General features: G+C 43.9%; 16 protein-coding genes and 1 riboswitch. Of the genes, 6 read left to right on the top strand and 10 right to left on the bottom strand.

Going from position 1 to position 11,609, the window contains the following annotated elements:
• Positions 1-182: 182 nt before the first annotated feature.
• Positions 183-605 (top strand): response regulator transcription factor, encoded by a 423-nt coding sequence (locus GKG34_RS07620; protein WP_118501999.1) that lies wholly within the window; start codon positions 183-185, stop codon positions 603-605.
• Between the two features lie 143 nt (positions 606-748).
• Here the strand turns inward: GKG34_RS07620 and GKG34_RS07615 are convergent, their stop codons facing one another.
• Positions 749-1,102 carry a helix-turn-helix domain-containing protein gene (locus tag GKG34_RS07615; protein ID WP_118024187.1) on the bottom strand — a complete coding sequence of 118 codons (354 nt, stop codon included), beginning with the start codon at positions 1,100-1,102 and terminating at the stop codon, positions 749-751.
• Positions 1,103-1,254: 152 nt separating this feature from the next.
• On the opposite strand from GKG34_RS07615, the gene GKG34_RS07610 reads away from it, so the two are divergent.
• From GKG34_RS07610 to GKG34_RS07595, 4 genes are all read left to right on the top strand, one after another.
• The gene (locus tag GKG34_RS07610) at positions 1,255-1,773 is read left to right on the top strand and encodes a nitroreductase family protein (protein ID WP_154255959.1); all 519 of its coding nucleotides are present in this window, start codon (positions 1,255-1,257) and stop codon (positions 1,771-1,773) included.
• Positions 1,774-1,871: 98 nt separating this feature from the next.
• Positions 1,872-1,987, top strand: a riboswitch (FMN riboswitch).
• A gap of 117 nt (positions 1,988-2,104) precedes the next feature.
• Positions 2,105-2,554, top strand: a complete 450-nt coding sequence (locus tag GKG34_RS07605; protein ID WP_347563438.1) for an ECF transporter S component — start codon at positions 2,105-2,107, stop codon at positions 2,552-2,554.
• Between the two features lie 204 nt (positions 2,555-2,758).
• Positions 2,759-3,451: a riboflavin kinase gene (locus GKG34_RS07600; protein ID WP_173015233.1), complete on the top strand. Its 693-nt coding sequence runs from the start codon at positions 2,759-2,761 to the stop codon at positions 3,449-3,451.
• A 174-nt stretch (positions 3,452-3,625) separates the two neighbouring features.
• On the top strand, positions 3,626-4,051 hold the full coding sequence (locus tag GKG34_RS07595) for a winged helix-turn-helix domain-containing protein (protein ID WP_118731265.1): 426 nt from the start codon (positions 3,626-3,628) through the stop codon (positions 4,049-4,051).
• Between the two features lie 53 nt (positions 4,052-4,104).
• Here the strand turns inward: GKG34_RS07595 and GKG34_RS07590 are convergent, their stop codons facing one another.
• From GKG34_RS07590 to GKG34_RS07580, 3 genes are all read right to left on the bottom strand, one after another.
• On the bottom strand, positions 4,105-4,287 hold the full coding sequence (locus GKG34_RS07590; RefSeq protein ID WP_118479242.1) for a helix-turn-helix domain-containing protein: 183 nt from the start codon (positions 4,285-4,287) through the stop codon (positions 4,105-4,107).
• Positions 4,284-4,838 (bottom strand): sigma-70 family RNA polymerase sigma factor, encoded by a 555-nt coding sequence (locus tag GKG34_RS07585; protein ID WP_118479268.1) that lies wholly within the window; start codon positions 4,836-4,838, stop codon positions 4,284-4,286. Before GKG34_RS07585 ends, GKG34_RS07590 begins: the two co-directional genes overlap by 4 nt.
• Before the next feature lie 617 nt (positions 4,839-5,455).
• Positions 5,456-6,007, bottom strand: coding sequence for an SLOG family protein (locus GKG34_RS07580; RefSeq protein WP_243139226.1), 552 nt, complete (start codon positions 6,005-6,007; stop codon positions 5,456-5,458).
• A 126-nt stretch (positions 6,008-6,133) separates the two neighbouring features.
• Between GKG34_RS07580 and GKG34_RS07575 the strand changes: the two genes are divergently transcribed.
• Positions 6,134-6,463: a helix-turn-helix transcriptional regulator gene (locus GKG34_RS07575; RefSeq protein ID WP_154255923.1), complete on the top strand. Its 330-nt coding sequence runs from the start codon at positions 6,134-6,136 to the stop codon at positions 6,461-6,463.
• Between the two features lie 30 nt (positions 6,464-6,493).
• Here GKG34_RS07575 and GKG34_RS07570 read toward each other — a convergent pair whose 3' ends face one another.
• The 6 genes from GKG34_RS07570 to GKG34_RS07545 form a co-directional block, all read right to left on the bottom strand.
• The gene (locus tag GKG34_RS07570) at positions 6,494-6,904 is read right to left on the bottom strand and encodes a hypothetical protein (protein ID WP_154255922.1); all 411 of its coding nucleotides are present in this window, start codon (positions 6,902-6,904) and stop codon (positions 6,494-6,496) included.
• Positions 6,905-6,908: 4 nt separating this feature from the next.
• Positions 6,909-7,823: a ParM/StbA family protein gene (locus GKG34_RS07565; protein ID WP_118638070.1), complete on the bottom strand. Its 915-nt coding sequence runs from the start codon at positions 7,821-7,823 to the stop codon at positions 6,909-6,911.
• Between the two features lie 167 nt (positions 7,824-7,990).
• A complete protein-coding gene (locus GKG34_RS07560) occupies positions 7,991-8,425 on the bottom strand; it encodes a winged helix-turn-helix domain-containing protein (RefSeq protein ID WP_029465871.1) in 435 nt (144 codons plus the stop codon).
• A 55-nt stretch (positions 8,426-8,480) separates the two neighbouring features.
• Positions 8,481-8,645 carry a DUF6440 family protein gene (locus GKG34_RS07555; protein ID WP_117497604.1) on the bottom strand — a complete coding sequence of 55 codons (165 nt, stop codon included), beginning with the start codon at positions 8,643-8,645 and terminating at the stop codon, positions 8,481-8,483.
• Between the two features lie 150 nt (positions 8,646-8,795).
• A complete protein-coding gene (locus tag GKG34_RS07550) occupies positions 8,796-10,760 on the bottom strand; it encodes an ABC transporter permease (protein ID WP_154255921.1) in 1,965 nt (654 codons plus the stop codon).
• Positions 10,750-11,517, bottom strand: a complete 768-nt coding sequence (locus GKG34_RS07545) for an ABC transporter ATP-binding protein (protein WP_154255920.1) — start codon at positions 11,515-11,517, stop codon at positions 10,750-10,752. Before GKG34_RS07545 ends, GKG34_RS07550 begins: the two co-directional genes overlap by 11 nt.
• Positions 11,518-11,609: the final 92 nt, after the last annotated feature.

The raw sequence follows: 11,609 nt of genomic DNA, 5'->3' as shown, positions 1-11,609 counted from the left end.
TATTTTTTGAAATGCCCGAACTTTCTAATATTTCGTGGACATTTAGGTTTTAGAATGACCTTATCAGTGAAAGCAGGTGGATAAAGGAGCTTTTGTCTATTTGCTGTGCTGATTCTGGTACTGTTGGCGGCCACTGGCGCAGCAGTTTTCCGCATTTACCCCAAGCAAAGGAGGCGAACAATATGGGCAAAATTTTAATATTATCCGTCACTGACCACGAAGAACATATACTCAATAAAATTATGGAAACTATCGCAAACGAGCCGGAGCTTAACCATATTGCGCCTCCTCTCCCTTGCAACATTCTTTCTTTTACAAATCTGGAAATCCGGCTGAAGGAGCAGACAGTGTCCTGCAGCGGTCAACTTGTTACTCTGACTCACCATGAGTTTGCTGTCCTTACATATCTGGCTCGTCATCCTGGCTGGGTATTCTCAGCCAGCCAGATTTATGAGGCCGTATGGGATAGAGACGGTGAACGCTGCGGCACTGCCGTTGCCAGTATCATCAGTCAGATCCGGCGCAAGTTGACGCCGGATACACCAAAGGGTGGCTATATCCGCACTGTACTGGGCAGTGGATATAAATTTGAATCCGTGATATAGGAAATGCCGGACATAGGCTTATTGGCTCTGTCCGGCGCTTCTTTTTATATAAAATAAGGCTGCAAGTATTGCTTCCTGTGTTACTTGAAAAAAACATATATAAATTCGACAAACGGCAGTCTACTCTTCCCCAAATAGACTATTTACAGTTTTGAACCACAAGGCGGTGTAATATCCAATCCTTCAAGAAAGTGTATTCCCCAGTTACACATAGAATCTAATACCGGAATGATACTTTTTCCAAAGGCGGTAAGTGAATACAAGGTTTTAGGTGGTTTTTCTGGAATTACTTCTCTGTGAATCATGCCACATTCTTCTAAATCGCGAAGTTGTTGTGAAAGCATTTTAGGTGTGGCTTTTGGAATTAAGCGTTGTAATTCCATGTAGTGCAAAGGTTTTTCTATCAAATGCCAAAGAATGAGAGGTTTATATTTTCCTCCAATCAGAAAAAGTGTGGCTTCCACTGGACAACTAAATTGATCTTTTTGATAATTCATTTTTATAAATTCACTCCTTTTTGGGTACTTTCTTTGAGGGAAGTATCTACCTGAAAAGTGCAATCTTGTTATTCTACTGCACCATGTTAAAATTAGTACGACGGTTGAATATGTCAACTAAATTATACAGCACCAAGAAAGGATTGACCATGATGAATTTTATTGAGATTGCAAAAAAACGGTATTCTGTACGCAATTACAGCAGCAAAAAGGTAGAAAAAGAGAAGCTTGATAAAATTCTGCAGGCTGCTCATGTTGCACCAACAGCAGCAAACTTACAGCCGGTTCACTTAATTGCAGTAGAAAGCAAAGAGGGACTGGAAAAAATCAGCAAAGGGGCAAATATTTATAATGCTCCTCTTGCAATTATTGTATGTGCAGATCATAACAAAGCATGGGTTCGCCCATTTGGCCAAAAGCAAACCGGAGACATTGACGCAGCTATCCTAACAGACCATATGATGTTGGAGGCAACAGAATTAGGTTTAGGTACCGTATGGGTATGTTACTTTCAGCCTGATGTTATCCGGAAAGAATTTGATTTGCCCGATAATTTAGAGCCAATCAATATTTTAGTAATCGGTTATGGAAATGAAGAAGCTGCAGATACAGAAAGACATGACCATCTGAGGATTCCACTCACCGACTTAGTTTCGTATGAAAAACTGTAACTGAGTATAAGATGATTTCCGAAATGCTTCCGAACTTTCTTCAACTCATTGCTTCCAAAAGTGGTTGATGTTATAATTGCGAGGAAACAACTGAATAAAAGTGTCTTCGGGGCAGGGTGAAATTCCCGATTGGCGGTAAAGTCCGCGAGCGTAAAACGCACGATTTGGTGTAATTCCAAAACCAACAGTATAGTCTGGATGAAAGAAGATATGGTTAGATTTCCGCAGATTTTGAGAGGCTTACTTTCTTTTCTGTGGCCTAATTATAATGTTAACACCTGAAAGACCTTTTCTTTTGGGTGTTAATTTTTTGTCACGGAGGAAAGCAATTATGAACAGTAAAACAAAAAGAATCACCGCTATTGGGATGCTATGTGCAATCACTTATGTCACCATGGTTGTTGGCAGGATTCCGATTATTCTATTCTTAAAGTATGACCCATCAGATGTTATTGTAACTTTGGGCGGCTTTATTTGGGGACCGATGACTTCCTGTATCGTATCTGTCATTGTGGCAACCCTTGAAATGATTACAGTAAGCGATACCGGAATATTAGGTTGTATCATGAATATCGTACAAACACTATCTTTTGCGTGTACGGCGTCTATCATTTACAAAAAAAAAGCACACTCTATCTGGTGCACTGATTGGCCTGGCATCGGGGTGGCTAATAACGGTTATTGTTATGCTGCTGTGGAACTATTTGGTAACACCACTTTATATGGGGTATCCAAGAGAAGCGGTTGTGGAATTGTTACTCCCTGCCTTTCTTCCATTTAACTTGTTGAAAGGCGGGTTAAATGCATCCATTACCTTTTTACTGTATAAGCCCATAGTTACCGCTTTAAGAAAAAGTGGATATATTTCTACTTTGGAAAAAGACACAAGGCAGCAACATACTGGTCTACTTATACTGGCAAATTTCATCATTGTGACTTGTGTTTTGATCATCCTATCAATGAATGGAATTATATGAGGATCGAAATGAAAGAAAATACGAATGCGCCTATTTACACACTAACGGGAATCGTTATACACGGCCGGGGTATTGGAAAGCATGTGGGGACACCTACCGCAAACATGGAAATAGCAAAAAATACATTTTTGCCAAAGACAGGGGTATATGTGGCAGATATTCTTTTAAGTGACAAGAGATATTATGGTGTTACTCATATTGGGGCACGCCCTACACTTGATAATGATGATTCTGTTTCAATCGAAACACATATTTTTGATTTTGATAAGGACATATACGGGAGTACGATAACTGTCAACCTATATAAGAAATTGAGAGAAGTTAGAAAATTTAACGAATTATCCTTGCTGCTTGCACAAATTGCAAACGACCGGACAATGGCACTAAAATTTTGGGGATTGAAGCAAGCAAGTCACACCTTACACATTGATGTTAACCGGCATTGTGTAATATTAGAACAGAAGGAAGTTTATTTATCAACAAACGAATTTGAAGTTCTTTATCTGCTGCAACAATCTCCTCAAACCACATTCACAAAAGAGCAGATTTATGAAAAGATTTGGCATGAGCCTACAAATAACCATTTGCACGCAGTAGAAAATACAATTTTCCAAATACGCAAAAGGCTAAAACCATATTGCAAGGGGCGCGAGTATATAAAAACTGTAATTGGCTATGGTTATAAGTTTAATTCTGGGTAAGGTGATATTTAAGCATTAGAACAAATAGCCCCAGTCCCAGAGTTTTGAAGTCTCTATATTCAGCAACCTTTTACAAATAGAAAAGTCTCTGGCACTATCCCCCATCTCATTTAAGATTTGCCAAAAACAGAACCACTGCTTATGCGCATAAGGAGAAGAAAGGATGTGAACAATATGGGCAAATTTTTAATATTATCCGTTGCAGACCACGAAGAACACATACTCAATAAAATTATAGAAACTATTGCAAACGAACCAGAGCTTGACCATATTGCTCTCCCACCCTCTAACACCAGCCTCTCCTTTCCAAACCTTGAAATTCGGCTAAAGGAGCAAACTGTATCCTGCAACGGTCAACTTGTTACTCTGACTTACCATGAATTTGCAGTTCTTGCATATCTGGCTCGCCATCCTGGCTGGGTATTTTCTGCCTATCAAATCTATGAAGCTATATGGTGCAAAGACGGTGAAAACTGCGGCACTGCCGTTGCCAGTGTCATCGGTCAGATCCGGCGTAAATTGACGCCGGATACGCCAAAGGGTGGCTATATCCGCACTATACTGGGCAGTGGATATAAATTTAGCAGTTCTCCCTTTTAAGTCAGTAAGAAAGGCTCCGAGGCCGTAATGATCTCGGAGCCTTTCTCATTGACTTAAATCTTAAACAATTTGATCGCCTTCAACAAAATAATGCTCAATTCCTGGTACAGATCCTCATCCAGCACGCCGTCAATAATAGCATACTTGAGCAGCAATGGTCGATACATCTGTAAGATCGCCGTAATGGCATCCTCGTTTCCGTCCTTGGCACTGAGGAGCAGACACTCAAAATTCATCTCTTGTCACCTCCTTCAATGCTCTTTCTGATTTTCTGGATCGTCCTGTAGTAAAGTGCAGCCACCCCTTTGTAGGACAGCCCAAACTTTGCTCCCAGAGTCTCGAAATCTTCTTCCTCCAGCGTTCGAGCCAGAAATATCTGGCGTTCCCGTTCATTGAGTTTCTGCAACGCCTCCAGAAGCGCTCCATTCTCAATGACATCCATAAGCGGTAATCTGTCCAAGACCACTTCCTCTGAGCTGGGTTCAGACTCATAGACCACTTCCACAGTACTCTCTATACTGCTGCGCTTATAAAACTGGATCAAATAATCTTTTCTGCGGCGCTTGACCGCCGAAACTAAATATGCTGTAAACCTGAATTGCAGGTCATCTTCTGCCTGCCCATTGTTCCGTTGCCACATGGCTTTACCTCCAAAAGTCTCAAGAATTCCGATGGATTTCCTGAGCTTCTGGCGGTGACCTGCACCGGACAAAACCTGGCTGTGATAGAGAAAAACAGCCAGCTTTGTACCAATGGACAAAACCAGCTGTTCCTTGAATTGCTGCATCGAGCAGTTCAATAGATACCGTCCGAGCAGGCGGAGGTTTTTCCTTATGTGGAGAGAACTCCCTTGTCCTGCCTCGACGATGCACCCCTATTGAGAGCCGTTCATGAAAAGCCGTGTGTCCTGGAGTTATGAAAGCAATGAACTGCTCGATGTCGTGGAATCCTTTCTCCATAACATCGTTACTCCCTGTCCGCAGTTATGCGGACGGCACACAGGCGGCCTGCATCATCCCCTTTCTTTCGCGATATGGCAGCGCAACGCTGCCGCCCTGCTGATAATTGTTAAATTGTAAAATAATACTTTTTTCAAATACTGTTCCAGAGCTATTCTATATGAAAACAGGAGGCGGCCTTTATCCCCATCATCAGGATAAAGACCGCCCTGTACTTCCGATTTTCATTGGGTATCGTACTGATCTCATACCCCCACCTCCGCTTACCGAATTTTCATTGATTTTTGGGATCACTGCCATAATTACAGTGTAACTGACAGTTTTCGGAAACTTTTGGAGTAGCATTGGAATATCCTTCGAGGAAAGAGAAAATCATTCGACATTATATGACAAAACAAGCTCTAAAACGGTCACTGCATTTTTCCGCTTTGGAGCTATTCCTTTATTATTTCCATAAAGTTGCATCTTCTGTCGTTACCTGTGCCGTATCCGGATGGATATAAATGATTTGGAGTCCTTTCTTTTTGGCATAGTTAACAGTCTGCTGAGTTCCGGATCGCATATTGTTTACATTATCATAAACAGCCACCATACAGCCGACCTGATCCACCATAAAGTAATTGCGTTTTTTATAATTCTCACTTGATGGCATTTCACCCAGGATTAAAACCTTCGCTGCATATTTACGAATAAACTTCATTCTCTTTCTGTGCCAGTCATCCCAATCTGCATCATATCCCTCAAAGGGGAGAGCCAGACACAATTCCACATCTTGATACGCCGTCTGTTCTTTCATGTGCAACAGGATCTCTGACGCCCACATATCAGCTCCCATTGCTCCCCCAGCCCAAAAGCATCGTACTCCCTGATTATAAAGCCGTATAAGCTGCTCCTGCAGACACTTTTTGATCCGCTGGCAGCGCTTGTCCTTTTCGTTATATTTGAACTTGAAACGAGTCGGCCTATGGCCTGTAATCACACACGAAAAACTGTTCATATGGTTCTCCTTTCCCGGCATCCATCTTCGTCTATTATACTTGCCATAGACGAGATAAATCAACCATAACCGCTTAATAATCCATGTCATAGCGGATAAAATGTAACTATGGCATGGAGGTGACGCATGGATAATCTACTAAAAGATATGGGTAAACGGATCTTCGACCGGAGGAAACAACTGAATATGACCCAGGAAACTCTGGCAGAGCTGGCTCATGTCACACCACAGACCATCTCCACCGCAGAACTGGGACAAAAGGCTATGCGGCCTGAAACAATCCTCAAAGTCTGTGATGCACTCAACATCAGCACCGAGTACTTGTTGCGAGGCATCATCACAGAAACAGATTCCTCCCTTCTCATGGCGAAGATTTCCACACTAACGCCCAAGCAATACAGGCATTTTGAAGATATTTTAGACAGCTTTATCGCGGCCATACAGGAAGAGGCATAGGAGCATCACTGGCTCCCATGCCTCTTTTGATTATCCTCTGCTGCGGAATGCAGATAAAGCGCTGGCAATCAGACTGCGTGTTCTATCGTCCATTTCAGTCTCATCCCCCGCCTCCTGTGCATCCGAAACAACCATAGGCGCTACTGGCTTCTTCTCTGTTCTGACTGGATGAATCTGCTCTTCTACCTTTTCCCGTCCCATCCCTTCCTGCCGCAAAATCTCTTTGACGATAGCCACCACCGCTTCTTTGCTGATGACCGAAGCATTTAGCGGCTGCGGCTCCTGCCCAAAGTGCTCATTATAGTAAACCACTGCATTTGCCACATACTGTGCTTTTGTGCGGGGACTCTGCAGCTCCAGTAATCCAATGGCAGTCTCGTGTATAGGATCTCCCTCATTAAAGCGCAGTGTAAACCGTCCCCGTTCTTTTTTCTCGCCCATACCATCACCTGCCTGCTGTTTCAATCCGGTACAGATACTCATAGCCATCCGCATTTGCATTGATTTTCGGTACGAAGAATGGCGTTCCCACCTTGCCCGAAGTTTCGATCTGCCGTTTCAAAAGAATGGCGCCACCGCCTACAAATACTACCTTGCAATACTGCAAGTCCAACATTCGCTCCCGCAACGTGCTGAACAGGTCATTGATAAATTCCTGCGCCATCTGTTCTGTCAGCCGTATGGCTGCATCCGGATATTGAGTCTTTTTTCCCATCAGTATGGCATCCACATCTCCTTCATCCAACAACAGATCCAGCTCCGAATTCACCTTGGAACGCACCTTATTGTACAACAGGATCACGCCATTTTCTAACGAATCACAGGAGGTAAGGTCAATCTCTCCGTTTTTCATCAGCAGATAATCAGCAGTAAACCCACCAATATCCAAAATTACCGCCTTTGGCTCTTCAACAAGCGTGTGAAGCATGGTGGCCGCCGCTGCATATGCCTGTGGAAAGCAGGCCACATCTTCAATATAGATGGAATACGGCTTGCCCTGCACCTCAAATTCTACCATTCCCCGCTGCCCAAAGTATTGTGTAAACCGCTCCACCTGGGCGCCAAAGTGTGCCGGCGGCAACCCTACCGCCAGTTGGATACGCTGAACCTCTGAGGAATATGCTCCCCTCGCTTCAATCTCACCAGCCAGAGCAAATAGGGTCAGGATAAAGAAGCGATCATCCTCCGTTTTATCTTTCCGATAAGGAATCCGCTCAGTAGACAGCGTATAGTAGGTATTCTGATACCTCAGCACATTCTGTCCAAAGGGACGGGTGACACTCTGCTTCAGACCGGACACAAAGGGGTTGCAATGAACCGTTTTAATTTGTTTGTTGCCATGATCAACGCCAATAAGCATATGTAATGCCTCCTTTTTACTTTATACATATCCTTTACGCCTATATGACGCCTATTCTCAACAATCACACACTATTTTTATGAAAACAAAAAGCAGGAGACCCATCATAAAGGTTTCCCGCTTTTGGCTGCTTCATAATGTGCGCAGCTAATATATATTTGATTGTTCTATTCTGCCATACCTTGCGGAACTTCAAATTTGTATCCGCTCCCCAAAACAGTACGGATATAACCCGCTTTCGGCATATCCGGAGTCAGTTTTCTGCGGATCTGACCAATGACGCTGGCAACGGCTGTTCCGCAGTTTTCACCATCCTCACCCCACACTTCTTCATAAATCTGCCCAGCAGAAAATACCCAGGACGGGTGGTTTGCCAAGTATACCAATGTCGCAAATTCCCGATGGGTCATAGAAATTAACTCGCCGTTTCGGTGTACCGTTCTCTCCTTCAGGCGAAGCTCCAATCCCGGAAAAACAAGAGTATTACAAGGGTGAGATGACACAATATGGTCAAATCCTGGCTCGGCTGCAATAATCTCCATAATTCTGCTAAGTATGTATTCTTCATGGTCTGTTACCGACAATACAAAGATTTTTCCCATATGTCCCTCCCTTATTCGTAATTAGAATGCTGATACCCTGCAACCAATATAAAGTTTACTTGTTTATTTCAGTAATAACGACTGTTCCGTTTTTATCCAGCAAAGGGGTAATCCCCGTATCATGGACAAGGTAGTTTACACCTGTTTCGGTGTCTACAACAATACTCAAGGAAGTTCCCTGTGTATAGATTGTTTCAAAGCGCTTTTCTTTGTTTGCCATAGTAATCCACTCCTTTGCATAGTGTAAGGTATCAGCATTTCTAATTTATTACTCTATGATAAAGGCCAAATGTTGCAGAAATCTCCTAACCGCTTTCTTTTTCGGCAAGAAAACAGGCGGAATTGCTTCATTTTTGTAGCAATTCAATTTTTATCTCATTTCAGGCCGAAGAATAACCCGTTTGAATAAGAACATTGTTGCACCAAAATAGGTCAGGTAGATTGCACAGAATAGCAGAATCGTCACCAGACCATAAAGAGGTACAAGTCCCTGCTGCAAAATTGCCTCTCCGAAAAAGAACTGTGCCCCTGCAATCAGCAGAACCGTCAGCAAAAGGGGGAATAGCAGTGGGATCAAAAAGACTGTGGACAGTTCCCTGCGGATCAGGGAAGCCTGCCTGCGGCCCGGTACACCCAAAAGGTCAATGACTGCATAATTCTTCTGGTTTTTGTCTATGGCAGACAGCTGCTCAAATGCAAGAACCGAGCAGGATAGAATGATAAAAATAATGCTTAAATACAATCCGCAGAACGAAATGGCTGTAAATCCAGTCAGCGAATTGGCAACGCCCCACGCCCTTACTGTAACACCCATCGTTACTTTTTCCGGGAGCTGTTGACCTGACTGCAATTCCGGCTGCCATTTCCCACTGTTCAGGAATTGCTTCAAGTCGCTTTTCAATTCCGGGTATCCGCCATCTTCCAGTTTCATCGCCAGACGGATTTTTTCTCCGACTAATTGTGAAGCTGCTTCATCCGGCAGAACAAGTACATATCCCTTCGTTCCGGCCATTTGATACTGCTCCATCGGCTCCGTCAGGATTGGTGTCACTGCAATAGTCAAGGTTCGACCATTTAATGTGATCTCCGGCTGCTGCTTCAAGCCCTGCCGGATTCCGTCCATATAGTTCCATGTATCACAATGAACCAAAAATTCGTTGTTGCCCATGACAACAGGAGAAAGCCCCAGGATTTCACGCAGGTGGTTATAGTCGGACAAGGACAAGGCTTCGATAGATTTTTCAGGAACCGCATACAGATAATAGCTCACAGAATCCTCGACTCCACAATGCTCCTCTGTAAAGGAAACGATGGAATCCATGCTGGATTTTTCCAAAGGTGCATCAATCGCTACGCCTGCATCATAGGGATAATAGGCTTTCATATTGGCTTTGTAGCCTGCCCCCATGGTAAGCCCCACAAACATGGTTGCCAGGGATATGGTCAACAGGATTGCCACCACAGCCATTGTCCGGCCAGCAGAATGGATGCGCCGCCCAATCTGCCCCAGGAAGAACAGATTTTCTTCTTTGTACTTATGGCGCAAATTTTGTTTTGCAAATCGGTGCAGCAAAAGAGGTATCTGGCGATGCAGCTCGTAAACACCCACCAGAATGAGCAAGCAGGCTCCGCCAAGGTACAAAAATGCTTCATTGGTTTGTGTCTGAAGCATCCGCCCAAGCAAAATCACGCCTGCAACCATTGCGGCTATTGAAAGCAATACTACCAAAAGACTATGGCAGAATGATTTGAAACGGTATTCTTCATTCTTGCGGTTATCATACAGCAGATCGATTACTTTCTGATGCCGGATAATCTTTGCCGCCCGAAACATCCCAAAACCATACATCAAGGCAAAAAACAAAAATGTTACTGCCCATGCCTGGAGAGAAAAGGAAACCTGATAGGTATGCGGCACCTCAAAGATATTTTTTACCACCTGATTCAGCAATCCGGAAAGCCCTGTGCCAACCAAAGAACCAAGCAGAAAGGCCCCAGTGCCGATGATACTGTTTTCAGCAAGGAACAAATTCCGTACTGTCTTTGCTTCCATGCCAATCAATTCGTAGGTTGCAAACTCCTTTTTCCGTCGTCCTAGCATAAAGCGGATCGCATAACCGATCACAAACGAGGACATAAAAGCAACCAGAGCTGACATAAGCAGAATTCCAGTAGTCAGCATCGACATATTCTCTGCCATAGCAAGAACATCTGATGAAAAGCCCAATGCCAAAAATGAGTACATCAATGCCGCAGTCAAGGTAAGCGTCACAAAGTAAATGATATAATCCCGCAGGCTTCTGCGGATATTACGGAATGCCAATTTAGCGTACATCACTCACCCCTCCTCCCATCATGGTGAGGACATCCAGGATTTTTTCAAAGAAAGTCCTGCGGGAATCACCACCCTTACGGATTTCTGTGAAGATCGCGCCATCCCTCAAAAAGAGAATGCGATTGGCGTAGCTTGCCGAGAAAGCGTCGTGTGTCACCATCAGGATCGTGGCTCCGAGATCTTCGTTGATACTCTGAATCGTAGAAAGCAGCATCTGGGACGAGTGACTGTCTAACGCACCGGTGGGTTCATCCGCCAAAATCAGCTTAGGCTGGTTGATAATGGCTCTGGCACAGGCGCACCGCTGCTTCTGGCCGCCGGACACCTGATAGGGGTACTTATCCAGAATATCCGTGATATTCAGCTTTCCGGCCATTTCCCGCACCCGCCCATCAATCTCGCCTGCGGGAACCTTGTTGATGGTCAGCGCCAGGGCTATGTTTTCCGAAATGGTCAGTGTGTCCAGCAGGTTAAAATCCTGGAACACAAATCCAAGATTTTCCCGGCGAAACCGGGCAATCTGTTTTTCATTGATTTCCGTCACATCGGTTCCATCCAGATAGATATGTCCCGCACTGACCATATCAATGGTGGAAATACAGTTGAGCAGGGTGGTCTTGCCGGAACCGGATGCTCCCATGATTCCTACAAATTCTCCCTCTTGAACGGAAAAGCTGATGTCCTGAATTGCTTTTGTAACATTCCCGCCATTTCCGTAATATTTTTGGATATGATCCAGTTTCAAAATTTCTTTCATTGTTATCACCTCTGATCTCTATTGTAAAATAAGAGCGGCTTCGTTTGTATCAAGTTTTCTTACAAAGTTCTAACAAAAATGTAAGAAGTGCA

Origin of the sequence: Faecalibacterium sp. BIOML-A4 (genome assembly GCF_009679665.1) — a bacterium.
Taxonomy (GTDB): Bacteria; Bacillota; Clostridia; order Oscillospirales; family Ruminococcaceae; genus Faecalibacterium; species Faecalibacterium taiwanense.
Note: the sequence above shows the minus strand (reverse complement) of the source record. Positions and strands in the feature narration are given on the sequence as shown.